The following is a 25,021-nucleotide window of genomic DNA, read 5'->3' as shown; positions in this document are numbered from 1 at the left end:
TCAAACTGCGTCTGTTAGTTGTTATTCGGTTCCTGATGAAGAAGTAAAACTCTCTGGCAGTGGGGACAGGTAATGATTTCCTCGCCGCGAAACAGCAGATTGTATACCTGGGGAGGCAGGTTCATATTGCAACCAAGACAGCAGCCATCCTTGGCTTCAACGACAGCAATCCCCTTACGTTGATCTCTCAGTTTTTGGTACCGCTTCACCATGGAAGCAGGGAGGCTTTTTACCGTTGCGTCTTTTGCTGCTATGCCGATGGCAATATCCGACTCCAGCTTGTCCACCTTTGACTGCACCTCGCCCTGCTGTGCAGATATATTTGTTTCCAACGATTTGAGATTCTCCTCTTTCTCTGCTATCTGCGCCTGCAATTCTTCGAGCTGAGCGGTTTTCTGCAAAATCTGCTCTTCCAGTTCGGAAGTGAGCTTTTTGGCGCTGGAGATTTCTTTGGAAACTGCTTGATATTCCTTCTGGGTTTTTATTTCCTTTAAACGCGCTTCAGACCTGGCAATGTTTTCGGCTTCCGTAGCCAGATTCTCTTCCAGACTCTTCTTAGCTGTCTCCAACTCTTCCGCTTGACCGTTTTTCTCATCGATTGCATTACGAGCAATGGTAACATTGTCTTCCAGAGCGGCTATTTCCCCAAGGAGGGCATCTTTCTCTCCATGCAGTACATCAATTTTAAGATCAATACCCTGCAACTCTCCCAACAATTTCAAATTCTTCCGCAAAATCAGCCTCCCCATTACCTTTTATTTTCTAACACCAGAAGAGATCAAGCAAATGTAAATGGATCCGTCTCCCCTTTGTAAGCAACAACTTCAGACCCGTAGCCTTTTATTCTCAATGCATCGTTTATTCGCTCGGTTATGCCGTCAACCATGAGGACTTCCGTAGCAAAATGACCGGCATCTATCAGGCCCAAGCCAGAGCTTCGGCCTCTCGGGCCTCATGGTACTTTATATCGCCGGTAACCAGCACATCCGCCCCCTGGCGCAACGCAGCTTGAATAAGAATGCTCCGCTTCCGCCACAAACGGCGACCTTTTTCACCTGGCGCCCGGAATCCCCCACATAGCGGATGCCGGCAGCTGCCAGCTTATGCTTCACAATGGCGGCAAAATCCCCCAGCGAAACAGTCTCCTCAAGAACGCCGATCCGGCCCAATCCACGGGTTTTCCCCCTGTTGAGGAGAGGGTAAAGATCATAGGCAGGCTCTTCGTAAGGGTGTGCAGACACCATTGCGCTTACGGCCGCAGGTATATTCTCTTTGCTGACAAGCACTTCAATTCTGGTCTCTTCAGCCTGTTCACGGGTTCCGATACGACCGAGAAAAGGCTGCGCGCCTTCCAGTGGAGTAAATGTCCCCACTCCGTAGGTACGAAAAGTACAGTCACGGTAATTGCCGAGGCTGACACCAAACTTGAACAGCGAATCAAGCACCTGCGTCTCATGGTCCCGGGGCACGAAAACGCTCAGCTTAACCAATTCCTCTGTCCCTGCGACCTTCAGCGGTTCGCAACAAGTCATTTCAAGACGCGTGGCCAGCAGGTCATTCAGACCGCCTTGGGCAATATCGTAATTTGTATGCAAAGAGATGATCGACAGGTTGTTTTTCAGGGAAAGTGAGACGATAGAGCCGGTGGGGTCATTGAGGGCAATCTTCTTGATGGGTGCGAAAAATAAGGGGTGGTGGGTAAGCAGAAGCTGGCTATGGGCAGCCACCGCAGCATCTACTGCTCCTCGGCTTGGATCAAGGGCCACCATGATTTTCTCTACCGTAGAAGCAGGGTCTCCCGTCTGAAGCCCTACATTATCCCAATCCTCAGCATAACTGAAGGGGGCAATTTTATTAATGATTCCAACTATGTCTGAAACTCGTGGAGTTTTCATCGCCCTCAAAAGAAAAAGAGTGCAACCTTTTGGTGTGCACTCTTTTCTTTACATATTGATTATGCCTTCTTCTGACCAGGTGCTTTAAGGGCATCCCCACATCATCCTATTTTTTAGATGGTGGGCCCACCAGGACTCGAACCTGGGACCGACCGGTTATGAGCCGGTAGCTCTAGCCAACTGAGCTATAGGCCCGCAAAGCGAAGATTAATAATATGATACAGCTGAAGTGGTGTCAAGAATTTTTTGGTTTTCCTCCAATAAGTTACATATATTCTTCAATAGAGTTCATATTTTAAAAGCCTGCATTCAATCGGGCCATTGAATAGAACCACCCGCCTCGAAGCTTTCAACCCTACATATTTAGCCAGTTCCAGGTTGCCCGTGAATAGATGCGCCACATATCCTTTGCAGCGTTGCTTCATGGTATCGCCAATCTCCTTGTACAAAACCTTCAGTTCCTCCTCCTCGCCAAGCCTCTGCCCATATGGAGGATTAAACAAAATTACCCCCGGACCGGATGGGGGAGTAAGAGACCTTATGTCAGAGATCTGGAACTGGATCATGTCTCCCACGTCGGCTCTGATGGCATTACTGCAGGCAACCGCGATAGCCTTGGCTGAAATATCGCTGCCGATTATGGGCGCTGCAATCTTTTCCTCGACCACCTGCCGCGCCCCCCGCACCAGCTCCTTCCATTTATGCTGTTCGAATCCCGGCCAGCGCTGAAAGCCGAAACCTTCCCTAAGGAGCCCCGGCGCACACCTGCTCGCTTTTAAAGCAGCCTCAATGGGAATGGTCCCGGAACCACACATGGGATCAACCAGGGCAGTATTTCCATCCCAGCCACTCAGTTCCAGAAGCCCTGCAGCAAGAGTCTCCCGTAGGGGCGCCACTGTTCTCTCCAGCCTGTAACCACGCCTATCCAGAGGATCGCCGGAAGTATCCAGACTCACTGTGCAGTGATTGCGAAACAGGTGAATATTGACCCGCAGGTCCGGGTTTTTCACATCCACATCAGGACGGCTTCCACAATGATCGCGAATCTCGTCGACTATTGCATCCTTAGCCTTGAGGGCCACAAAGCCGGAATGGGTCAAAGTGGAATCTCGCAGGTTGCAGTCAACGGCGATGGTCATTCTCGGGTTGAGGAAATTGTTCCAGGATACCGCCCGCACTCCGTCGTACAGGCTCTGTGGAGAATCGCAGGCAAACTCGGCGACAACCATCAATACCCTGTTTGCTGTTCTCAGCCAGAGGTTCGCCCGGTAACAGTCAGACATGTCCCCAGAGAAACCTACGCCCCCGGTCTGCACGTGTATGCCCTTTATCCCCAGGGTCTTCAGCTCGTTGCCAAGGGCTTCTTCCAAACCTTTGGCAGTAGTGGCAAAAAAGCGTTGTTCCATTATGCTATAGCTCCTGCTCAGACAGGTAAGGCCGGCTGTATGGCAAGCCTTTCACCCAATACCATTACCTTAAAAACAGCCATAAAGAAAGGGGGATAATTTTCATCCCCCTTCCATTGCCCCTATTGTCATTCCGGGTAGGTTATTTCGCATCCCTCCCTTTGGCCTCAAGTACGTAGACAAAGAGATCTATGCACATCTTAAGACGCTTACCGTAGACTTTTCGTGGACTTTCTTCAAGGCCATCGATTATCGGCTGTAACTTCTCACAGCCTGCAATCAGCTCCTTCAACTCCTGGGGTGACAGAGTCATGGCTACATCCGTTTTGGCGCATAACCCCATGAGCTTCTCTTTCCATGCCTCTTCTCCAAAAGCAGCCGTGGTTAGACCGCCATTCAAATCAGCTGTAATTGAGAGGAACACAAGAAAGACTATCATGAGACCTGCTGATATTTTAGTCATTTAACCTTCCCTGATTCCGGGGTGACATCTTCTGCAGTCATCCATGGGGAATGCCACATTGAGGTGGCATACGCCGCAGAATTCACCCCTTAGTATGTAAGACATGGAAAAAAATTTGGTTGTTTTCTTCTTGATGTTGAATATTTCCGGATGGCAGCTATCACAATCAAGCCAAGCGGTGTGGGCCTTGTGGGGAAATATGGATGGCGGAATAATACTCATTTCCGAATCAAGAACCAGCATCTTGTCGAACGAAATATCCTGGGATTTGGTCTTGACGTACTTGGCAGGAGAGAGGGTACCTGTGAGAGGGACTCCACCAGTTTATGCCATCGCCATATGAAGTACGGGCAAAGGGGAACTTGGAGAAGACATCGAACTTCCCCTGCGCATAGGCAATGTTGCCATTGTGGCACTTATCGCAGTTGCCGTTATGCCTGAAAGCGATCTTTCCGTTATGGCAGGCGCCGCAGTATTTACCTTTCCTGTTGGCAAGTTCGGTGATCTCAGTAGTATTGGTTTTCATGTTGAAGCCAAGCTCGGAGTGGCAGACCCGGCACGTATACTTGAGCCTGTGTTGCCAATGGGAGAAACTCACGGATTTGACGTTGTTCGCTGCGGAAGCCCGGTTGATGAGGATATTGCCATACTCCTCGGCAGGGGGAAGTTGCGGCAGATTGAAGAATGCCGCCTCTACTGCCGAAATCCCCAGACCCAACAACAAAATAATTAACCACCCGATGAAATTTTTCATACGGGCTTGGCATGACATCGCTGGCAGTCTGTCTGGGGAAAAGCTACCGTATCGTGACAGACTCCACAATACTTGCCTTGAAACAAATCTACCATCGTGTATTTATCGGCACCCTTCTTCATGCCGATGAAAATCTCCGGATGGCAGACCTCACAGCCATTCCAGATGGTGTGTTTTTTGTGTGAAAAAATAATATCTGGTATACCTTCTATTTTTGAACCTAGGGCAAAGTCCTTTTGTGTGGCCAAGGGTGCTTTTTTGATGGATACTCCCTCGATAAAATCCACTGGCTTAATCAAGCCCAGCTGTTCCGCCTGTTCCCAGTTTATTCCATTTCCGTAGCGTTCCTTTGGCATTTTTTCGGCAAACTTCTCAAACTCTGCTTCCTTTTTCATGTTTGAGCCGGTCTGGTGACATCGTTCACAGGTCTTAACCTCTTCCTTTGAAAACTCCTTTGAGCAGGCCTTGAAAACGACTCTCTCGCCATAGACCATCTTGCCGTTATGACATGTGCCGCAAAAGTAACCGCGCATGTTGTCAGCGGCTTTCAGCTGGGTTTCCCCCGCCTTCATGGAGAAGCCTATATCCATATGGCAAAGTCGGCAGGTGAACTTACTCCGGTGTATCCAGTGGTCGAATTGCACTGATTTCAGCCCTACCTTCTCGGAGTAGTTGTTCATCACCACTTTTCCGTATTCATAGGGAGGTTGCCTCTTCTTCTTCACCCCTACCTGGGCAAAAGCTAGTCCCGCCATGGCAACGAACAGTAATGTGACAATGAAAACCTTTTTCATGGTGCGCCCCCCGTACCGCCTTCAATAGTAGGGATAAATAATAGTAGACTAATAATGCAGTGTCAATGACGAATGATAACAGGTTTTAAATAAAATTGAATAATTGAATAAATATGGCAAATATGCAAAATATCCGGTTCAGCCTTGCAATCAGCAGGATTTATGATAATCGTAAAGTCAATTTGAATAAAAGGGGTGCCTGTGAACATACATGAATATCAGGCAAAGGAGATCCTAGGTTCCTTTGGCATTGCCGTGCCGCGTGGCCGGGTCGCACTGACGTCCGACCAGGTGGAACGTGCTGCCAAGGAGATGGGAGGGAGATGCATCGTCAAGGCGCAGATCTATGCCGGAGGCAGGGGTAAAGCTGGTGGCGTCAAATTGGTCCACCATCCGAACAGGCACAGGAACTGGCAAAGGATCTCTTCGGCAGAAAGCTGGTTACACCTCAGACCGGCCCTCAGGGTTTGAAAGTGCGCAGGATCCTTGTCGAAGAAGCCGTGGAAATCGCCCGCGAATTCTATCTTTCCATAACCCTTGATCGGGAAACCTCCCGATATTGTCTGATCGCTTCCGCCGAAGGAGGGGTCGAAATCGAAGAAGTTGCGCAAAAATCACCGGAAAAGATACATATCCTCACCATTGACCCCTTCACCGGGCTGCGTCCTTACCAGGCGAGAAAAATTGCCCTTGCCTTGGGGCTCAAGGGCAGTATCTGCGAAGATTGCGTAGACCTCATCCTCAATCTCTACCGATGCTGCACTGAAAGAGACTGCTTTCTTGTGGAAATTAATCCTCTGGTCATTACCAAGGCCGGATGCTGATGGCCATGGATGCAAAGATTAATTTCGATGACAATTCGATGTTTCGCCACCGGGAATATCCCGACATGCAGGACTACTCCCAGCTTGACCCGTTGGAAATTACCGCCGGCAAATTCGATCTTTCATACATAAAATTGCAGGGGAACATCGGTTGCATGGTCAACGGCGCAGGGCTGGCCATGGCCACGCTGGATGTACTCAAGGAGTCGGGTGGCGAACCAGCCAATTTTCTCGATGTGGGGGGCGGCGCGACCAGGGAGAAGGTCACTGAGGCCTTCAAAATCATCCTTCAGGACACAGACGTCAAGGGAGTGTTTGTCAATATCTTCGGCGGCATCATGCGCTGCGACATTATCGCCCAGGGAATCATCGAGGCGGCATCGGAAGTACACTGCGCGCTACCGATAGTGGTCAGAATGGATGGCAGCAAGGTGGAAGAGGGGAAAAAGCTCCTGATGCAGTCGGGGCTCAATGTACAGATCGGCAATAATCTGGGGGATGGTGCAACCCGCATTGTTCAGATGCTGCAGGCAGGCCGCCCCCATTGACATATATACTGCGCAAATGATGGAGATAAACAATGTCAATCCTTTTGAATAAAGACTCAAAAATACTGGTCCAGGGAATAACAGGCCGTAGCGGGCTGTTTCATACCCAGCAGTGCCGTGATTACGGCAGCAGGATCGTCGCTGGTGTCACTCCCGGTAAGGGAGGAATTCACATCGAAGGGATCCCGGTTTTCAATACCGTTGAAGAAGCGGTGCATTACACCCAGGCCAACGTCTCGATGATTTTCGTCCCGCCTCCGGCAGCAGCAGATGCAATTCTGGAAGCGGCCGATGCGGGTATGGATCTTGCCGTCTGCATCACCGAAGGAATACCGGTACGGGACATGGTCCTGGCCCGGCGGGTGCTGGAAAGCAAAAAAATGCGGCTGGTCGGCCCCAATTGTCCAGGGGTTATTACTCCAGGTGAATGCAAGGTCGGTATCATGCCCGGGCACATCCATAAAAAAGGAAGGATCGGCGTGGTTTCCAGAAGCGGCACCCTGACCTATGAGGCGGTAAAGCAACTGACCGACGTGGGGCTCGGCCAGTCCACCTGTGTCGGAATCGGCGGAGACCCGATCATCGGCATGAAATTCATAGATGTCCTTCAACTGTTCAATGAAGACCCGGCTACCGATGGTGTTTTCATGATCGGTGAAATCGGCGGAGGCGCCGAAGAAGAAGCAGCTGAATGGATCAAGGAAAACATGAGGAAACCGGTGGCGGCATTCATTGCCGGCATAACCGCCCCACCTGGAAAACGGATGGGGCATGCAGGGGCCATCATCACCGGTGGCAAGGGGAGAGCGGAAGACAAGATTCAGGTATTACGGGGATGCGGCGTCACTGTTTCCACCAGCCGACCCAAATGGGGGAGACTATGCAGGCTGTCATGGGGATAGGGAAAACCAAGGGGAAAAAAGCATAGGCAGAAAGCAGGCACCGGCCGCTACCGGAGCCTGTTTCAAAAAGGGGCGATCAGAAGTAGAGAAAAAAACCGTTGATGAAATAGGCGATGCCGACAACTCCCACAGCTGATCCTATCAACCAGACATACTTCTTTTTCATCAAAGCGGCGACGGAAGAAAGCAGAATGGCAATCTGCAGAAATATCACGGCGAGCCCGAATGCTTGGGAATGTTTCTGCGCGTCATCACGGATTTTTTCAAACCGCTTTGCATCTTTCTGGATAGCCGTTTTTTCTTCCTCGTATTTGGCAATTTTATTCGTGTAGGTCTCTATCTTCTGCCCATAGTCAGCGGCAAGGGTCAGGGGCATCCTGCCATTGTCAGCCTTAAATTCCAGTTCCAGCTTTTCCTTCTGCATCTCATACAGGTATCCCTTGATGCTCTTCGACTGGTAAAAGGCCCATTGATCAGATGCCTGTGTCTGGCTCATCACCGAGCGGGTGGAAAACGCTCCGCCTTTAAAGGTGGAAAGTGTGGCGCAGACAGCCAGTATAATGGTGGTCAAGGCAGGTAATTAAGCCACGGCTCCTTTTTGTCCTCTGCCACTAATACCTCCCAATCATGGTTAATATTGTTACAGCCCGCCGACGATCAGCCAGCCTTTCCCTTCCTTACGAAGGTGTAGAGACTCTTTACCTGCCAGCTCCAACACTTGCCCCTTTCTGACGATTTTCAAGCGATAAGTGCCGGATACAGTTGCGAATTTGCCGTTCACCTCAATCTTGTAGCCGTCAGAACGGTAATCGACCTGCTCGAATGAGGCGAAGTTTAAGGCAAGCTCCCTTTTCTTGGCGGCAAGGTCCTGCCCTTGATCCTGGTAGTGGGGAGAAATCAGGGAAAGATAAACATTGATATCTTTATTGCGAAATGCCTGCTGGCGCTGACTCATGACCGTCTGTATCGCCTGGCGGTCATCGTCTCCGCCTGTGCAGCCGGAAAACAGCAGCACGACCCCAAATATGAAAAGTGGTCTCAATAGTACTTTTCCATTACCTGCCTAGCCTCCTCCAGGTACCTACTGGATACATACTGTTTGGCAAGTCTGTTGAAAGCCTCCTTCCCCTTGGTCTTGTCACCGGACAGGAAATAGGCTTTGCCGATGTAAAACAGTACTTGGTCGGAATTCTCCACCTTCGGATATTTGGCAAGTGTTTCTTCAAGCCGCTTGATGGCTGCCTGGTATTTGCCTGATCGGAGGTAAAAGTGACCGACGTAGACCTCATATTCAACCTGCTTGCCAATGCATTCATCGAGCTTCGCTTTTGCTTCAGGGACATATTCAGTCTTGGGGTAAAGTTTGATGAAGGAATCGAGGAATTTTACTGCATTCTTCACGGGGGTCTGGTCGGTATCGATACCGGTTATCTGGTTGTAGTAGCACAGCGCCAAGCGGTAGTATGCATAGGCGGCCTGATCATGATTGGGGTGAAGCTTGCGAAAATCATCATAGGCTGCGGCAGCCTCAATGTAGCTGCGATTTTCAAAATAAGCGTCAGCTATTTTAAGTTCGGCCATAGTGGTCAGCTCCGGCGAAGAGAAACTCTCCTTCACCTTTTTCCACTCGGCAATGGCATCCTCGTAGCGGCGAGAGGCATAGAAGTCCTCTCCTTCCTTGAAATAAGTATCAGCCGTTTTTACCGTCTCGGAAGTACCGGCGCAACCTGTAATAAAAAGAACCAGACCGACAAGGAATTTTTTCATATTCATAAGTCCACCTGCAGAATTTTTTTGAAGAAATTAGTGTAAAATCCTCATGTTGTCAAATTCAAACTACCGGCACGGCTGTAAAAAAGGCGAAGGATAATCCCTCGCCTTTTTCTGTCATGCCTTTGATGAACGTTTGCGCCGGTTCGGATCCAGCTCTTTTTTGCGCAGCCTGATCGACTGGGGCGTTACCTCGACCAGCTCATCATCATCGATGAATTCCAGGGCCTGCTCCAGAGTAAGCAGACGTGGCGGCGTAAGTTTAATGGCATCGTCAGAGCCGGAGGCCCGGACGTTGGTCAGTTTTTTACCCTTGCATGGATTGACATCCAGGTCGTTGTCCTTGGCGTGCTGGCCAATGATCATGCCGCCGTAAACCTCGACACCGGCTCCGATGAAAAGGACCCCTCTCGGCTGCAGGGCATCCAGCGAGTAGCTGTCGTTTCTCCGAGTTCCATGGCTATCAAGACCCCGTTTTTGCGTCCCGGAATGTCCCCCTTGTAGGGCGCGTAATCATGGAAGGTATGGGTGACCACAGCCGTGCCCCTGGTTTCGGTCATAACCTCGCCCCGCAACCCGATGAGACCACGAGCCGGGATGATGAATTCAAGACGGATGGTATCGCCCATGGGATTCATGGCAACCATCTCCCCCTTCCTCGGTCCCATCTTCTCAATAATTGAACCCTGGTATTCGGAGGGCACATCCACAACCAGATACTCCATCGGCTCCAGTTTTTTGCCTTCCTCCTCACGGAAGATTACTTCTGGCTTAGATACGGCCATTTCGAAACCCTCGCGCCGCATGTTTTCGATGAGAATCGAGAGGTGCAGCTCGCCACGCCCCGAGACCTTGAATGTATCGGGATTGGCGGTATCCTCAACCCGGAGGGACACGTTTGTACGCAGTTCCCGATCCAGACGCTCGCGAATGTTGCGAGAAGTGACCATCTTTCCTTCCCGACCGGCAAAGGGGGAATTGTTAACGATAAAGTTCATGCAATGGTCGGTTCATCTATGGAGACATAGGGAAGGCCGATAGGATTATCGCTGCCGCCAGGGTCTCGCCGATACCCACCTCGCTGAAACCGGCAACAGTAACGATATCACCAGTACACGCTGACGGGATATCCACCTGTTTCAGCCCCTCGTAGCCAAGAAGTTTTGAAATCCTTCCCTTGACGACACTGCCGTCCCGTCTTACCAGGGCGATGTTTTCACCGGCAGTAACCTTGCCGTTGAAGATCTTGCCGGTGGCAATCCTGCCGATGTAGTCATTGTAATCGATATTGGTAACCAGCATCTGGAAGGGTGCATTCTGGTCCCCTGTGGGGGGGCGGACGTTGGACTCGATAACGGCAAAGAGAGGTTCCATGCTGGATGAAGCTGCATTCATATCCAGCATGGCATAGCCCAGCTTTGCACTGGTATAGACAATGGCGAAATCCAGCTGTTCGTCAGTTGCATTCAGCTCGCAGAAGAGGTCGAACACCATGTCCACCACTTCTGCGGGGCGGGCTCCGGGCCGGTCCACCTTGTTGATGACCACGATCGGCTTTAGACCGAGATCGAGGGATTTCTTCAGGACAAATCGTGTCTGGGGCATGGGGCCGTCCAGGGCATCAACCAGGAGCAGCACCGAATCCACCATTTTCAGGACCCGTTCCACCTCGCCACCGAAGTCGGCATGGCCGGGGGTGTCGACGATGTTTATCTTGAAGCGTCCATGGTGCACGGAAAGGTTCTTGGAAAGAATGGTGATCCCCCGCTCCTTCTCCAGGTCGTTGGAATCCATTACCCTTTCCGTGATCTGTTCATTTTCGCGGAAAACGCCGGCATGCTTGAGCATGGCGTCAACCAGGGTAGTCTTGCCATGATCGACGTGGGCAATAATGGCGATGTTTCTGATCAGTTCCTGCATGGTTACAATACTCCTCTTTTCCTTTTGCAGCGTTTGCCACAGTTTATATGAGCCATAACAAAAGAAAAGACGGGCTTTGTAGCCCGCCTTTCAAACGGTCAATATGGCAGGTTTTACAGATAATTACAAGCTTATTTTCTGATAATCCGCCTTTTCACACCCATAGCCGCCATCTGTTGTTTCTGGATTGTGCCGATGCTTTCCAGATGGAACTGAAGCCACATGTCGCCATAGGCCTTCATCTTCATTTTCTTGCCATCGTTAAGCAGCTGTAAATTCTGCTTTATTTTCTCATCGCCGGGCAGCTTCTTCAGCCCACGCTCAAGCACTTCCTTTGCCTTGCCATTATCGCCGCCATCGCTCAGACAATAGGCATAAAGGCTCCACAGCAAAGATTCCTTCGGGCTTGCAACCACCGCCTTTTCGAAGGTATCCTTCATCTTGTCCCTTTTGTTGCGCTTCATGTAGGTAATGGCGAGCATGCCCATGGTAACCCAGTTCTTGAAGAACCCTTTTTCCAGGTAAGGGAAGGCGTTGGAAAAATCCCGTTTCACATAGTAAACCATGCCGATGGTGGAATTGATCTGGCCGGTAACATAAATCTGCCACTTGCCGTACTTGAAGGCAGCCTTCAGCTCCCTCAGCCCCTTCTCAAAACGTTGTGCCTGAATGTCCTTCATTGCACCGGACATGATGGCTTCCAATTTTTTGGTAACAATGCGGGAGATAAGCAGGAACGAGCCGAGAAAAAAAGGCAATGCGATAAGGATAGAACCCCACCAGGGCAGGTGAAAAGCAAACTTCAGCAGTATGAAAACGATGATGGCGGTGCCGGCAGAAATCAGCAGGTTATACATCTTTTATATCCTTTCAGTAAAATAGGTCGTGTAATCAGCGGTGAATGATCAGCCATTATCCTCGGCACTCTCCATCCCACCCTTCTTTTCCACGTACTTGGCAACAATTATCCTCTTGCCGGGACGAAGTGCAACCTTTGTCCTGATGTTATTCCATGCGGAGAGAATACTGGCAGAGACGTTGAAGCGTCTGGCGAGAGAGGCAAGGGTATCCCCCTTCTTGACTGTGTAGTACTTGTTGAAGGTTTTTTCAGTTTTTGCAGTAACAGCCGGTTTCGATGATGCTTTTGCAGTAGACTCTGCAGCAGACGACATCATTATTGGAATGGTCAGAGTCCGGCCCTGCAGACGTCTATGCTTCCCCAGGTGGTTAAGCTCCTCCAGAGTAGATGTGGTCGTACCGAAGCGCTTGGCGATCGAGACCAGGGTATCTCTTTTTTTTGCCCGGTAGCGAGTATACTCGATTTTCTCCGTAAATCTTTTGTCTGCCGGTATCGCTGCGTACCCGGCCTCGAAAACAGATTTCTTTCCCTTGGGTATTTTCAGTTGGTAGTCTGGATAATCAGGGGGAGTAGTCCAGCGTCTGAGCTCGGGATTAAGACCCTTGATGGTCTCATATGGTACATCACAGATTTTGGCAACCAACTCCAGATCGGTTCTGGAGGCTACGGTTACCGTATCGAATTCTATGGGAGGAAGATAAGCCACATCGGCAAACCCATATTTGGCAGGCTCCTTGGCTATAATTGCCGCAGCCAAAAGTTTCGGCACGTAATCCTTGGTCTCACGCTTGAGATATGAGCCTTTTGACAATTCCCAGAAATCCCGACTGTTATACCTGCTGATAGCGCGCATGATCTTGTTTTCGCCGGCATTGTATCCCGCAGCTGCCAGATACCAGTCATTATTGAACAGGGCATACAGTTCCTTGAGATAAAGTGCAGCAGCGACAGTGGATTTCAAAGGGTCGCGCCGCTCATCGATCCAAGAATTGATGCGAAGGGAATACCGCTTGCCTGTGCCGGACATGAATTGCCAAGGCCCTACAGCTGCAGCAACGGAATAGGCATGGGGGTAAAAACCACTCTCGATCATGGCCAGATAGACAAGGTCTTCGGGAAGCCCCTTTTCTTTCAGCACCTTGCACATCATTGGGATGAAGCGCTCGGACCGGGAAAGCCATTTTGAAAAGGATTTTCTGCCGCCGGTTTGAAAATAGCGAACAAAGTATTCCACCTTGTTGTTGAAGGTCAGGGGAAGGTCCGATTCAGGCAGCTCCTCATCCGGCAGCTTGAGTTCGAATCCCTCTTCCACCTGCTTGCTCAGGGCGGCTTCGAGGGAGAATATTTCCGAAGGGGACAGTTCCACCCCCTCGATGATGCGCGTTTCACCTGACAAGGCCGCGACACGATCCAGTGGCTGAACTGCATCCATTACGCCGAGTCTGGCCAATTCAGGTATGGACACAGCCTGATCGTGGGCTATCATTTCCTGCAGTAAATGTGGTTGCTCCGCAGCAAGAGATACCTCTGCAGAAAGCAGTATCATTGCCACAACCAGTAGCTTTTTCATTGAACATCCTTCCACAAGAAATTGACGGATAAAAGCAATGGAAGCCGTTTATGGCAGAAGTTTGAAAGGTGAAAGACTAGATGAAAAACGCTGTTTTGTCAATGTGAAAGGGGTTTATTGCATATGCAGGCGGGAACCGGGGTCAATGCAAGGCAAATGGCAGATGCTAACGGCATGAATAAAAAAGCCCCCTTTCGTAGTAAAGGGGGCTTTGTGGGAACGCCCGCCACCGAAGCTGGCGGGCTAACTAGGGCAACCTTCTTTGCAGCGGGTTACCGGGCGAAGCATATAGATTGTTGTCCACATAGATCAGTTGGTCTCCTTTCGCTGTAATTTTCTATCCCTCATCATTTTCTTGATGATGTTTCAATAATAATCCTGAGCCCTAACGATGTCAACCACGACGGGCATTAAATATATTTATTTGAATTTCTTTATTATCTTTACCAGGGTTCCTTCTACAACATCCAGTGCTCCTTCCGGACAGAGTTCACGGCAACAGAAGCAGCGGATGCAGGCATGGTAATCAAAGCTTAATCTCCCCTCTCTTATGTGGATTGCATGGGGTGGGCAGGCATCTTTGCAGACGCCGCAAAGCCTGCACCTCTCTTCCGCCAAACAGGGGCGGGAGGTAAGGTAATGGCGCAGACGGTTCTTCAGGAACTGGGGAAGACCAAACTGCACATCGGAGATATGGGGCAGTCGAAAACCAGGTACACAAGCCTCTTCAAGTGGTAAACCGGTAGTTTCAATCTCCGAGCGGTCGGCGCCATCAACACCGAGGCTGGCGGCGGCCCTTTGAATATAGAGCAGTTTTTTGGGGATACCGGCAATCTCAGCGGCTACAACATCCACCGCCACCGCATTTTCCCCAGCCAAAAGCAGTCCCACATGGCGCGGATCGCCACTGCCCGGGCCATCGCCCTCCATGGCAGCGACAGCATCGACTATATTCAGATCCGGCTTGCGCAACAGATAAAGTTCCACCAGCATTCTGGCAAACAGGTCCCGATCCGCGCCCGCCTTCAGGTGCCAGCCGGCTTTGCCCGTCCCGACGACAGCCCCAAAGAGGTTTTTTACCGCACAGGTCATGGTCATCATTTCGTGGGTCTTCAATTTCGGCAGATTGATGATCCTGTCTGCTCCCAGGTACGGACGAGCCAGAGCGAACCGTTTGAAGGTGCCCGTTCCTGCAACCTCCACGGGCTCGGAAAAGTCAGCAATCTCAGCGCCGGTCTCTTCAATCACTTGCAGCAAGCCTGTTTTTCAGCCACCCTCTTCTGGCTGCCGACGCCAGGCGAGTCTCCGACCAATGGCAGGCCTCCCGCCTGTTGCACCAGCTCGATAGCCGCCCGCAGCACTTCGGGATGTGTGGTCACTGCAGCATCCGGAGTTTTGGCCGAGAGCATATTCGGCTTCAGCAGGACCTTCTCCCCCGGTTGAACGAAGGCCTCCATTCCACCTAATGGCTTCAGGAGCCTGGCCATACCTTCCTTAACGACAGCCCGCTCGTAGCTGTCGACCCTTTCTATGCCGACCAGTTTCATGGTCTCACCCGCCACAGTTAGAAGTTGAAAAAAAACCAATCATTGTTTAACTTCATAGCATGAAAAAGCTGATTGATCAATTTTGCCGCTACCTTGCCGTTGAAAGAAATGCCTCTCCCCACACCGTCGCCGGCTACCGCAGTGATCTGACCTTTTTTCTGTCATTCCTCGATCGTGAAAAAGTCCAGGCCGATGTGGGCAGTATCAGTCACCTGCTGATCAGGCGCTATATTGCCGGACTTTACAAGGACCACCAGAAAAGCTCAATCGGCCGCCAGCTTGCCGCCATTCGCGCACTCTTCAAATATCTGCTGCGTCAGGGTCTTGTCTCCAAAAACCCGGCCGAACTGGTCAGCACCCCGAAGAAAGAAAAGAAAATACCTTACCACCTTACCATCGATGAAGTGACCACCCTTGTTGAGGCACCACAGCAGGAAGACCTCCTTTCACTCCGTGATCGAGCCATCCTGGAATTACTTTATTCATGCGGTATAAGGGTCTCCGAGCTTACTGCGCTTAATGTGGGTGAGGTGGAGATGAATGAGCGACTTGTAAGGGTTTGCGGCAAGGGGAACAAGGAACGAATAGTCCCCATTGGCAGAAAAGCCCTTGAGGCATTGGCGGACTACCTCTCAGCAAGGAACACCCCCCCTGAAGAAGCGCCACTGATCTTGAATGCCCGTGGCACGCGCCTTACAAGCCGGAGCGTTGCCCGGATCGTCGATAGACATATAGTCAAAATTGCTACCATGAAAAAGATCTCACCACACACACTGCGTCACACCTTTGCCACCCACATGCTGGAAGGGGGCGCCGACCTGCGGGCCATCCAGGAGCTTCTCGGCCATGCATCCCTTTCCACCACGCAAAAGTATACCCATGTGAGTATAGACCGGCTCATGGAAGTGTATGACAAAGCCCACCCTAAAGCGCGCAAGAAATAACAGGATGATTTTGATATGAAGAAGAGGAGATATTTAATGTTGAATGCCCATCCTTTACAAGCAAAACCAGGGAAGGTACAATCGATCTGGGAGAAATGAATGACACTGAACCAACATCTTGCCATTACCGGTGTCGCTGCTGCCGCCTTGCTTCCCTTCTGGTCAAACGCGGAAGTCGCTATCTTTTGCACCGGTAGTGTTCTGATCGATGTCGACCATTATCTCTGCTATATCCAGCGCACCAAACGTTACAGTGTATCAGGAATGTTCAGGTATTTCGAGGAACTGCGGAAGATTGAACACGACATACCCTACTACGGTCTGTGCCTGTTCCATACCTTCGATTTCTTCTTCCTTGTCGCCATCCTAGCCTATTTATACCCCATCTTTATCCCGTTTCTATCAGGCTCTTGTTCACTTCGGGGTCGACCTTTTCGATCTGTTTCGCAAGAAGATACCCTTCATCCGCGCCTATTTCCTGGTTGAGCACATCATAAGACGACGACAGAAAGGGTATCCCTTCTTTTGAAAAAAAATGTCCAACTGCTGCCACAGGAGGGATTTATGAGAAAAGAGATGGAAGAGTTTTTCAAAGCAGAAGCATTCGGGGTGGTCGGTGCATCAAGTGACCGCAGTAAATATGGGAACCGGGTGTTACGCTGCTATCAGGAGCACGGTCTGATGGCCATACCGGTAAATCCGAAGGAAAGGCAGGTCGAAGGGAAGGAATGTGTAAGTTCCGTTTCAGAACTGCCTGCTGAGGTGACCAGTATCTCGATCATCACCCCTCCGGCAGTGACGGAAAAGGTTGTGGAAGAAGCGGCCCGGAAGGGGATCAAAAACATCTGGATGCAGCCGGGAGCTGAGAGCCAGTCAGCCATCGCCTATTGCCGCGACCGCGGCATCAATGTCATCGGTGATGGCAGCTGCATCCTGATTGCTCTGGGATTCAGCGATCATTAACAAGGGTCAGAGATTGAACCCTGCCATCTCCTTTTGCAGCAACTCCGTGTTTGACCCCATATTTGAGACTCCCCTGTTGACAACCTTGGTCTCCTCCAGCACCGCCCGGGTAGAGGTGCTTATGCTATGCACCATCCTTTTGATGCGCAAACTGCCGCTGGTCTGCTCGATACACGCCTCCCTGATGGCGCTGCTGGACTCCGACACCTGCCTTGCCATATGGCTGATCATATCGCCTACCCTTGCCTGTTCTTTCATGGACAGCATAACCTCCGAAGAAAACGCCCTCACCCGCCCGAACCTCGCCGTGGATCAGCTCGCTCACCTTGCGCTGCTCGAAGGTGGTCCCAGCGATGGAATTTGCCATGGCCGTCACATGCTCCATGGCATTGCGGATCTGATCACTGCCGAGAGCCTGTTCCCTGGTTGCTCGCGCTATTTCCGCCAGTTGCACCGCCGTGCGCTCGACACCCTGGACAATTTTGCCCAGTGCGCCCCGTGCCTGCAGCGAAAGCGTCTCACCTGCCTTGATACTCTCTTCGGCAAGGGCTATTGCGTCCACAGCCTGTTGGTCTCACTTTGAACACCATTGATTGCCTCGGCAATCTCCCGTGTCGACATGGTTGTCCTTTCAGCAAGCTGCTTGATCTCGGCAGCAACGACGCCGAATCCCTTGCCGTGCTCCCCGGTCTGGGCGGCAATTATCGAGGCATTAAGAGCAAGCAGATTGGTCTGTCGCGCGATCTCATCGATGACCGTGACGATGGAGCCGATACTCTCGGCCTTGACTGAAAGTGCATCGATGGCATCGGCTGCAACCCGGGAAGCCTCGGTAATGCCGTAAATGCCGGCTATTGTTTCCTCTACCGCTTTTCTGCCGGTCTCTGCGTCATTTCTCACTTCACCTGAAATGGCTGCGCTTTCCTTTGCATAAGCCTCTATTTGTCGTATGGAAGCATCAAATTCAAAGACCGATGATGCAGTCGTCACCGAGGTATCGGTCAGGGCCTGGACCCCCTGTATCGATGCTTCTGATTGAATCGGTCATTTGCGTAATGGAAACACCGATGCCATCAACGGATGCAGCAAGGCTTTCCATGTTGCCGGCTACAGATTCGATGCTCGCTGCAAGCTCAGTTACCGCCGATGAGCTTTCCGCGGCCAGGCTGGTAAGTCCGTCCACATCGGTAGCTACCTTGTCGGTCACTTCGTGGATGTGGGCTGAAGCGTCTGAGACTTCAGCAACATCCGCGGTCTGCTGCTCTGCAGACATGACCATCTTCCGCGAGGCGCCTGCTATCTCTCCAGCAGAGATAGTAAGCTCACCGGCAGTCATGGTAACTCTGCCGATCATGGAGCGTAGACCGTTCACCATTGAATTAAGAGAACTGCCGAGGGTGCCAGTTTCATCTTCACGGTTGATGTTAAGGGTCCTGGTCAGGTCCCCCGACGCCACTGCAGCGGCGAAAGTACAGCCCTGGCCGATGGAACGCTTTATCCCCCTGCCCACAGACCAGGCAAGGATGACCAACAGCAGGGAAGCAATCAGGGAAGACGCCAGAATGAAGTTGTGCAGATTCTTCACCTTGGCTTGGAAGGCGTCCACATAGAGCCCGCTGCCGATAATCCAGCCCCAGGGTTCATAGAGCTTGACGTAGGAAATTTTAGGCGAAGGCTCGGTTTCATTGGGTTTGGGCCACATATAATCAACAAAACCCTCCCCCTTCGTTTCACAAACCCTGGCAAACTCCTTGAAGAGATGCTTGCCATTGGGATCCTTGTAGTCGGTGAGGTCCGTGCCATCGAGCTCGGGTTTGGTAGGGTGCATGATCATCCGCGGGGACAGGTCGTTGATCCAGAAATATTCCTTGCCCGCATAGCGCAGCTCTTTTATCCTGGCAACCACCTCTTTCTGCGCTTCCTCCACGGGAATGTTCCGCTGCGACACTGCCAGGGCTCCCTGGACTACCTGCTGATAGGCAACCTCTACCACACTCTGAACCTTGAGTTTTTCCTGCTCCATCAGCCAGGCTTCTATTCGGGGAACGATGACCAGCTTGGTGCCAAGAACTATCAACAAAAGGCTCAGAACTGGAATAGACATGATCTTCAGCAGTATGGGCCAATTGCGATACCGTTTGATTTTCATAGACAGGTCCATTTTAATCTCAAAAAATGATAGTAGTCGACGGCTTATTTCCAAAGCGACTTGGGTTTATAACACAAATTTAAAATCATGATTACATAAATTTTGCACATAAAAACCCATGCCTCTGAAAACAGGAGTACCTTGACAAGAGCCACCCCGTTGTTAGAGTTTACCAATAAAGAAGCTTATCCAGCGAATAAAGAGAGGAAGCAATGGAAAAGGGAATAGTGAAGTGGTTCAATGAAAGCAAGGGTTTCGGCTTCATTTCCAGAGATACTGGTGAGGATGTCTTTGTGCATTTTTCGGCCATCAGCGGCGAAGGTTTCAAGACCCTCAACGAAGGGGATGCCGTGACCTTTGACGTGGTCAAGGGGCCGAAGGGGCCACAGGCGGCAAATGTAAAAAAGGCTGGTTAGGCAAGCGCCTCCCGACTGGGACTATTTCTCTCGACTGCCTCTAATCTCGATCCCTTCTTCCTTGAGATCGATAAATCCATCCTTGTAAAGGCCGCCGATTGCTTTTTTAAAGGTCTTCTTACTCATCTTCAACACTTCTGCTATGACATCCGGTGAACTTTTATCGGTCAGGGGCAGAAAACCACCGGTCGTCGCCAAAGTTTTCAGGATTCTATCCCGACTGGTATCGAGGCCTTGAATACCGCTTTTCTTCAAAGTGACGTCGATTTTTTTGTCGTCCCTGACCTTTTTCACGTACCCCTTCAGCCTGTTCCCTATTCCTGCCGGCCATACAACTCGTTCTTGAACAACAGCCCGGAATGGATGCCGTTTATGATTACCTTGGCGCCCAAATCGGTAAATTGGTAAATGATAAGGTCAACCTCTTGGCCTTGCTCCAGCCCTATCCGTTCATTATCCAAAAACCTGTCGATGCGTGCCGATGCCGATACCCGTTCCGACTTGTCCAGGTACAGTCTGACCAGATGTTTTTCTCCTCTTTTCATGGGGACATTTTGCTCGGCGAAGGGCACGAGAATGTCTTTATCCAGCCCCCAATCGAGAAAGGCGCCAATGGCACCGGCTTCTTTCACTGACAGCAGAGCAAATTCTCCAACCTGCGCCCGTGCTCTCTGTGTCGTGGCAATCAGCCTGTCTTCGGAATCGAGATAGATGAAAACCCGCAGCCGGTCCCCCTGTTGCAAACCAGCAGGGACATATCTCCGCGGCAGCAGTATCTCGCCCAACTCTGACTGCAGGTACGCCCCCTGTGGGCTCAGCTTTTTCACCTCTAGCTCATTGTATCTACCGATTTCCAGCATTGGCTTCAGTCCTCACTTTTTATCCTTATTCATTTCCGATGACGTCTCTGCCAAAGCAAGGCGGGACTGCTTCATCATAGGTGGTCCGACAGTCCTGCCGGATAAAGCTGTTAGCCCCAGTGACAACCGTTCCTTCTCCCGGTTTCATACTGCCTCCAGCCAATCAAACTCATAGGCAGTTTTACACAGATTCTCCCAAAAGCAACATTTCCTCACATGACAAGGGGCACAGCAAGGACAAAAGGTGATACACTGTCTAAATTGCCAGCTTGGAGGGAAGCTTTGCCAATCAAGGATGATGAAAAACTGGAGGTGTGGTCACAGCAGGTTCTGCTGCCCGATACCTCGGTATATTCAAAACAATGGTTACAGATAGAGCATGAAGTATCAAATTTGCCGGGTTTCCCCCTGAACTCCTTGACCTTTATTTGAGCCATATCAGGCGATGCACCTTGACTCTTGTCAGGCCAGCGAAGGTCAACGGGGGCATACATTTCCGACTGTTGGGGTCCAGCCTCAGCCTGCTTAGCTTCTCTCCTCCTGAAATAAAAGGGGATACAGAGTCATACGATGCAACCCTCTGCCTCTGTGGCGGTTTTCTTGTCCAACAGGGCGAATGCGAGCGGGGCAGGTTTCGTCTTACGGCAAAAAGATCTGACGGCGGTGTCACCCTAAGTGTCGAATTAAGCGACTACTGTCCGCTCCTCCTGGGGAGCAGCAGGCCTTCCCGATTGAGGAAGGTCTCTTACAAGCTGACCCAGGCCTATATCCACAAGGCGGTAACTATCAGGTTCCTTGCCGGCCTTTGTCGCAAGCTGACCGGCCGCAGTCTGCCGGTGAAGGTGAGAACGCAGTCCCTGAATGGCGGGGAAGAAATCTGAGCCAGCTCCACCTCAAGCAGCCTCGGCTCGTGATTTTGCAAGATAGTAGGAATAATCCCCCTCGTAGACCCTCATCTCACCATGATCAACCTCAAAAACGCGGTCTACCAGCAACCGGAGAAAATGCCGGTCGTGGCTGACCAGTACCACCGTGCCGGTGAAGCTCTGCAGCGCTTCCAGCAGAATCTCACGGGATCTGATATCCAGATGGTTGGTAGGTTCATCAAGAATGAGGAAATTCACCGGCCTGGCCAGCAGCGTTGCCAGCACCACCCGGCTTTTCTCTCCCCCGGACAGGTTGCCTACCTTTTTATCCACTGCATCCCCCTGAAAGAGGAAAGCACCAAGAAGGTTCCTGATGACGCCGATGTTGGCAAGGGGCATGGCATCCTGCATGGTCTCGAACACCGTCTTTCTCGCATCGAGAAGTTCCATGGCGTGTTGACTGAAGTATCCGACCTCCACATTGGCTCCAAGGGCAACGCGGCCAGTTGTGGGCTCGGTCTGACCGGCAAGGATCTTCAAAAAGGTCGATTTGCCGGCGCCGTTAACCCCGACCACCGCCACCTTGTTCTGCCTGCGGATGATACCCGAGACCCCGCCGAACACTGATTTTTCCACACCATCCGGGGTCAGCCAGCACTTCCCCAGCCGGTCCATTGCCGCCACATCGTCACCGCTTCTCGGCGGCTCATTGAACTGAAAGCGCACCGTTTTTTCCTCAGGTGGTATCTCGATCCGATCAATCTTCTCCAGCTTTTTCACCCGTGACTGAACCTGGGCGGCATGTGAGGCACGGGCAGCAAAACGGGAAATGAATTCCTCCTCCTTGGCCAGCATCTCCTGCTGCCGTTTATGGCTTGCCAGGAGCTGCTCATGGCGAACAGCGCGCTCCCGCTCGTAAAAATCGTAATTACCGCCATAGGTGGTGACGGTTTTGTTGGCCACCTCTACAATGCGGCTGACGATGCGGTTCATGAAGTCACGGTCGTGGCTGGTCATGAGCAGAGCCCCCTTGAACTCCGTTGCCAGCCATTCCTCTAGCCAGACGATGGATTCCACATCCAGGTGTTGGTAGGCTCATCCAGAAGAAGTACATCAGGATTCAGGGTCAGGATCTTCGCCAGTGCGATGCGCATCTTCCAGCCGCCGCTGAAGGATTCTACGGAATGGTTGAACCGGTCCGGACCTATCCCGAGCCCGGTCAGCACCGCCTGGGCGCGAGAATCCAGATCATAGCCACCCTTGTGCTCGAATTCCTCCATGCAGCGCCGTACCGTTCAAGCAGGTCAGCCATTTCATCGTCCGCCATGGGCAGACACATGGCTTCCTCCATCTTTTTAAGCTCGGCTGCCAGTTGAACCGTATCCCCGGCGCCGGCCATGACCTCCGCAAGGGCGGAACGCCCTGCCATGTCCCCCACATCCTGGGAGAAGTAGCCGATGGTGGTATTCTTTGCCAGGGTAATCTCCCCGGCATCCACCTCCTCTTCGCCGGTAATGATGCGAAAGATGCTGGTTTTGCCCGCACCGTTAGGGCCCACCAGGCCGGTGCGGCTGCCAGGCAGAATCTGGAACGAAGCGTCGCGGAAAAGCAGCGTGAACCGTGCTGTTTTGTGATGCTCGACAGGTGAATCATCTTCTCTCTCCATCTTTACTCTTATTGTTTTGGATCAATACAAGTGAAGCAGTTCATTGATAGCGATGACATAAAAAAAGCCTGCATCGGCAGGCCTTTTTCATTCAGCCAAATTCAAAAGTTCAAGGTTTTGATCCCTTTTCATTCACCAGTTTCAGGATCGAGTCTGTAACATCCTGGACGTCAACGCCACTGGCCAGATAAAGAACATCCTTTTTGACGCATATGGCAGTGAATCCGTTAGTTTTGCCATAGGCGTCCACCGCCTGTTCAATGTCAAGAAAGAGCTTGCGGGAAACTTCCTCCTGCAGATCCTGCATCTCCTTTTCCGCTTTCTGCACATATTTTTGGAAATCATTAACCTTTTTGTCGAACTCTTTGGCTTTGGCTGCCCGCTGCTCGGAGCTCATGGTGGCCAGTTTTGCCTGAATGGCATTCTTCTGCTTCTCAAGCTGTTTCTGTTTTGCAGCTATCTGGCCCTTGTATTTATCGGCCTTGGCCTCGAATTTGGCCTTGGCCGCCTTCCCCTGGCTTGAATCGTTGCCGATTTTGACCATATCCACGTAGCCGAACTTTATCACCCGCTCCGCCTTTGTCTCTCCGGTTGGCGCCGGCTCGACGATTACAGTCGGAGCCGCCGTCTGTGCAGCAGGTTTATCAGCCGGACCGGCTGTCGATACCGGCCTCGGCATGGGAAAGGTAAGGAAGGGCAAAAAGAATGAGCATAACTGCGGCACTTCTGCAAATAGTGAGCATGCGGACTCCATTTCTTTGGTGGTGTTTTCAAGCAGCAGCAAGGATAGCCGGTTTGCGCCAAATTGGCAAATAAAGAAGTGTGAGGTGAATTTCAGGCTAAGTTTTACGCCATAAGCGCCGAATAGTTCAACAGTATACTCTGCGCGTTTTGCTGTATCGAGGGGTAAAAATGGCGGAAACAATTCTTTTTGTCGATGACGAGAAGGTCTATCTTGACTACACCTGCGGACTCTTCGAAAACAGGGGTCTGACTGTTCTGACAGCCAGTTCGGGGATTGAAGCGCTGCAGATTGTCAACCAGAATATAATTGCCGTTGTTGTGGCCGACAACCAGATGCCTGGCATGAACGGACTTGAGCTGCTGGCAAAGATCAAGGAGATTTCACCACATACGGTGAAGATCATGATGACCGGCAGCGCCGACTTGGCAACAACCCTTTCCGCAATCAACAATGGGGAAGTCTTCCGCTTTGTCGTCAAACCATGGAAAGACACGGAGATGGTCAAGGCTGTAAAGGACGGTATCCGCAGATTCCGCATCTTGCAATCCCTGAAGAGAGAGGACGAATTCGTTCTCCACTCCCTGGCGCAGACCATCGAGCTGAAAGATGCCTGTACCAAAGGGCACTGCGACCGTGTGGCCACCATTGCCCTGCAGATCGCGGTAAAACTGGGTGTGAGCGAGAACAAACAGGAAGAAATCAAATTCGGCAGTTGGCTCCACGACTGCGGCAAGATAGGCGTTCCGGAGGCGGTACTGAATGCCCCCCGCCAACTGACAGAGGAGGAATTCGAGCTGGTAAAGAATCACTCGGTCTGGGGATGCACCGTGGTTCGCAAGGCAAACCTTTCTGAGGCCGTACAGAACATCGTCCTCTATCATCACGAACGCTATGACGGTCGTGGCTATCCTTCAGGCCTGCAGGGAAACGATATTCCGTTGGAAGCCCGGATCGTGGCTGTCGCAGACGTCTACGATGCGCTCTCCGTGGACCGGCCATACCGCAGCAAACTTTCCCGGGAGCAGATCATTGAAACAATCGATGGCATGCGCGGCACCTATCTCGATCCGGAGATCGTCGATGCGTTGTTTGCCGTCATCGATTCCTGAACGACTCAGGCAGCTTCTACAACACAGACACTAAAGATGATGGGATTATTC

The 25,021-nt window shown here is 51.3% G+C and carries 25 protein-coding genes, 1 tRNA gene and 5 pseudogenes; 9 read left to right on the top strand and 22 right to left on the bottom strand.

The window, feature by feature from the left end; translation table 11 throughout:
• Positions 1-14: 14 nt before the first annotated feature.
• The 8 genes and pseudogenes from JCM15764_RS01980 to JCM15764_RS01950 all read right to left on the bottom strand — a co-directional run bounded on the left by JCM15764_RS01980 (position 15) and on the right by JCM15764_RS01950 (position 5,312).
• Positions 15-734 carry a zinc ribbon domain-containing protein gene (locus tag JCM15764_RS01980; protein WP_054692129.1) on the bottom strand — a complete coding sequence of 240 codons (720 nt, stop codon included), beginning with the start codon at positions 732-734 and terminating at the stop codon, positions 15-17.
• Positions 735-918: 184 nt separating this feature from the next.
• Positions 919-1,895, bottom strand: a pseudogene (locus JCM15764_RS01975) (Nif3-like dinuclear metal center hexameric protein).
• Between the two features lie 118 nt (positions 1,896-2,013).
• Positions 2,014-2,090: transfer RNA gene (locus tag JCM15764_RS01970), tRNA-Ile, on the bottom strand.
• A gap of 83 nt (positions 2,091-2,173) precedes the next feature.
• Positions 2,174-3,301, bottom strand: coding sequence for a THUMP domain-containing class I SAM-dependent RNA methyltransferase (locus JCM15764_RS01965; RefSeq protein ID WP_054692040.1), 1,128 nt, complete (start codon positions 3,299-3,301; stop codon positions 2,174-2,176).
• 142 nt (positions 3,302-3,443) lie between these two features.
• On the bottom strand, positions 3,444-3,764 hold the full coding sequence (locus JCM15764_RS01960; RefSeq protein WP_054692037.1) for a hypothetical protein: 321 nt from the start codon (positions 3,762-3,764) through the stop codon (positions 3,444-3,446).
• Positions 3,765-4,007, bottom strand: coding sequence for a c(7)-type cytochrome triheme domain-containing protein (locus JCM15764_RS21240; RefSeq protein ID WP_243688169.1), 243 nt, complete (start codon positions 4,005-4,007; stop codon positions 3,765-3,767). It lies immediately after the preceding gene.
• Positions 3,994-4,488, bottom strand: a complete 495-nt coding sequence (locus JCM15764_RS21235; RefSeq protein WP_243688168.1) for a cytochrome c3 family protein — start codon at positions 4,486-4,488, stop codon at positions 3,994-3,996. Before JCM15764_RS21235 ends, JCM15764_RS21240 begins: the two co-directional genes overlap by 14 nt.
• A gap of 26 nt (positions 4,489-4,514) precedes the next feature.
• Positions 4,515-5,312: a c(7)-type cytochrome triheme domain-containing protein gene (locus tag JCM15764_RS01950; protein WP_054692034.1), complete on the bottom strand. Its 798-nt coding sequence runs from the start codon at positions 5,310-5,312 to the stop codon at positions 4,515-4,517.
• A 201-nt stretch (positions 5,313-5,513) separates the two neighbouring features.
• On the opposite strand from JCM15764_RS01950, the pseudogene sucC reads away from it, so the two are divergent.
• Together sucC and sucD are read left to right on the top strand one after the other, a co-directional pair.
• A pseudogene (sucC, locus tag JCM15764_RS01945) lies at positions 5,514-6,684 on the top strand (ADP-forming succinate--CoA ligase subunit beta).
• A 32-nt stretch (positions 6,685-6,716) separates the two neighbouring features.
• Entirely contained in the window at positions 6,717-7,586 is an 870-nt protein-coding gene (sucD, locus tag JCM15764_RS01940) for a succinate--CoA ligase subunit alpha (RefSeq protein WP_054692031.1), read from the top strand.
• A 76-nt stretch (positions 7,587-7,662) separates the two neighbouring features.
• Here sucD and JCM15764_RS01935 read toward each other — a convergent pair whose 3' ends face one another.
• The 7 genes and pseudogenes from JCM15764_RS01935 to JCM15764_RS01900 all read right to left on the bottom strand — a co-directional run bounded on the left by JCM15764_RS01935 (position 7,663) and on the right by JCM15764_RS01900 (position 15,252).
• Complete coding sequence (locus JCM15764_RS01935) at positions 7,663-8,157, bottom strand: DUF4337 domain-containing protein (protein ID WP_243688167.1); 495 nt, start codon at positions 8,155-8,157, stop codon at positions 7,663-7,665.
• A gap of 69 nt (positions 8,158-8,226) precedes the next feature.
• The gene (locus tag JCM15764_RS01930; protein ID WP_243688166.1) at positions 8,227-8,601 is read right to left on the bottom strand and encodes a YybH family protein; all 375 of its coding nucleotides are present in this window, start codon (positions 8,599-8,601) and stop codon (positions 8,227-8,229) included.
• 23 nt (positions 8,602-8,624) lie between these two features.
• Positions 8,625-9,359 (bottom strand): outer membrane protein assembly factor BamD, encoded by a 735-nt coding sequence (locus JCM15764_RS01925; RefSeq protein WP_054692025.1) that lies wholly within the window; start codon positions 9,357-9,359, stop codon positions 8,625-8,627.
• Between the two features lie 114 nt (positions 9,360-9,473).
• Positions 9,474-11,276: pseudogene (typA, locus tag JCM15764_RS01920) on the bottom strand (translational GTPase TypA).
• Positions 11,277-11,407: 131 nt separating this feature from the next.
• A complete protein-coding gene (locus JCM15764_RS01915) occupies positions 11,408-12,133 on the bottom strand; it encodes a tetratricopeptide repeat protein (protein WP_054692022.1) in 726 nt (241 codons plus the stop codon).
• 48 nt (positions 12,134-12,181) lie between these two features.
• Positions 12,182-13,705 (bottom strand): transglycosylase SLT domain-containing protein, encoded by a 1,524-nt coding sequence (locus tag JCM15764_RS01910; protein WP_054692019.1) that lies wholly within the window; start codon positions 13,703-13,705, stop codon positions 12,182-12,184.
• Between the two features lie 420 nt (positions 13,706-14,125).
• Positions 14,126-15,252 (bottom strand): annotated as a pseudogene (locus JCM15764_RS01900) (DUF362 domain-containing protein).
• 59 nt (positions 15,253-15,311) lie between these two features.
• On the opposite strand from JCM15764_RS01900, the gene xerC reads away from it, so the two are divergent.
• The 3 genes from xerC (at position 15,312) to JCM15764_RS01890 (ending at position 17,159) form a co-directional block, all read left to right on the top strand.
• Complete coding sequence (gene xerC / locus JCM15764_RS01895; protein WP_054692013.1) at positions 15,312-16,196, top strand: tyrosine recombinase XerC; 885 nt, start codon at positions 15,312-15,314, stop codon at positions 16,194-16,196.
• A gap of 99 nt (positions 16,197-16,295) precedes the next feature.
• Positions 16,296-16,682: a hypothetical protein gene (locus JCM15764_RS21230; protein ID WP_243688165.1), complete on the top strand. Its 387-nt coding sequence runs from the start codon at positions 16,296-16,298 to the stop codon at positions 16,680-16,682.
• Positions 16,683-16,760: 78 nt separating this feature from the next.
• Positions 16,761-17,159, top strand: a complete 399-nt coding sequence (locus tag JCM15764_RS01890) for a CoA-binding protein (protein WP_054692009.1) — start codon at positions 16,761-16,763, stop codon at positions 17,157-17,159.
• Between the two features lie 124 nt (positions 17,160-17,283).
• Here the strand turns inward: JCM15764_RS01890 and JCM15764_RS21225 are convergent, their stop codons facing one another.
• The 3 genes from JCM15764_RS21225 to JCM15764_RS21215 form a co-directional block, all read right to left on the bottom strand.
• Positions 17,284-17,721 (bottom strand): hypothetical protein, encoded by a 438-nt coding sequence (locus tag JCM15764_RS21225; protein WP_243688164.1) that lies wholly within the window; start codon positions 17,719-17,721, stop codon positions 17,284-17,286.
• Positions 17,709-18,059, bottom strand: coding sequence for a methyl-accepting chemotaxis protein (locus tag JCM15764_RS21220; RefSeq protein WP_243688163.1), 351 nt, complete (start codon positions 18,057-18,059; stop codon positions 17,709-17,711). The genes JCM15764_RS21225 and JCM15764_RS21220 overlap by 13 nt, the downstream gene beginning before the upstream one ends.
• Before the next feature lie 64 nt (positions 18,060-18,123).
• Complete coding sequence (locus JCM15764_RS21215) at positions 18,124-19,308, bottom strand: cache domain-containing protein (RefSeq protein ID WP_243688162.1); 1,185 nt, start codon at positions 19,306-19,308, stop codon at positions 18,124-18,126.
• Positions 19,309-19,520: 212 nt separating this feature from the next.
• Between JCM15764_RS21215 and JCM15764_RS01880 the strand changes: the two genes are divergently transcribed.
• A complete protein-coding gene (locus tag JCM15764_RS01880; protein WP_054692006.1) occupies positions 19,521-19,724 on the top strand; it encodes a cold-shock protein in 204 nt (67 codons plus the stop codon).
• Positions 19,725-19,745: 21 nt separating this feature from the next.
• Here JCM15764_RS01880 and JCM15764_RS25850 read toward each other — a convergent pair whose 3' ends face one another.
• Together JCM15764_RS25850 and JCM15764_RS01875 are read right to left on the bottom strand one after the other, a co-directional pair.
• Positions 19,746-20,018 carry a S1 RNA-binding domain-containing protein gene (locus tag JCM15764_RS25850; RefSeq protein ID WP_279384207.1) on the bottom strand — a complete coding sequence of 91 codons (273 nt, stop codon included), beginning with the start codon at positions 20,016-20,018 and terminating at the stop codon, positions 19,746-19,748.
• A 20-nt stretch (positions 20,019-20,038) separates the two neighbouring features.
• Positions 20,039-20,584, bottom strand: coding sequence for a CvfB family protein (locus tag JCM15764_RS01875; protein WP_279384206.1), 546 nt, complete (start codon positions 20,582-20,584; stop codon positions 20,039-20,041).
• A 282-nt stretch (positions 20,585-20,866) separates the two neighbouring features.
• Between JCM15764_RS01875 and JCM15764_RS21210 the strand changes: the two genes are divergently transcribed.
• Both JCM15764_RS21210 and JCM15764_RS01870 read left to right on the top strand, forming a co-directional pair.
• Entirely contained in the window at positions 20,867-21,016 is a 150-nt protein-coding gene (locus tag JCM15764_RS21210; protein ID WP_243688161.1) for a hypothetical protein, read from the top strand.
• A gap of 20 nt (positions 21,017-21,036) precedes the next feature.
• Positions 21,037-21,465, top strand: coding sequence for a hypothetical protein (locus JCM15764_RS01870; protein WP_243688160.1), 429 nt, complete (start codon positions 21,037-21,039; stop codon positions 21,463-21,465).
• A 12-nt stretch (positions 21,466-21,477) separates the two neighbouring features.
• Here JCM15764_RS01870 and JCM15764_RS27675 read toward each other — a convergent pair.
• Positions 21,478-23,103 (bottom strand): annotated as a pseudogene (locus JCM15764_RS27675) (ABC-F family ATP-binding cassette domain-containing protein).
• 122 nt (positions 23,104-23,225) lie between these two features.
• A complete protein-coding gene (locus JCM15764_RS01860) occupies positions 23,226-23,900 on the bottom strand; it encodes an OmpH family outer membrane protein (protein ID WP_243688159.1) in 675 nt (224 codons plus the stop codon).
• 128 nt (positions 23,901-24,028) lie between these two features.
• Between JCM15764_RS01860 and JCM15764_RS01855 the strand changes: the two genes are divergently transcribed.
• A complete protein-coding gene (locus tag JCM15764_RS01855) occupies positions 24,029-24,970 on the top strand; it encodes an HD domain-containing phosphohydrolase (RefSeq protein WP_054692003.1) in 942 nt (313 codons plus the stop codon).
• Positions 24,971-25,021: the final 51 nt, after the last annotated feature.

Source organism: Geotalea toluenoxydans JCM 15764 (genome assembly GCF_001311985.1).
Taxonomy (GTDB): domain Bacteria; phylum Desulfobacterota; class Desulfuromonadia; order Geobacterales; family Geobacteraceae; genus Geotalea; species Geotalea toluenoxydans.
Note: the sequence above shows the minus strand (reverse complement) of the source record. Positions and strands in the feature narration are given on the sequence as shown.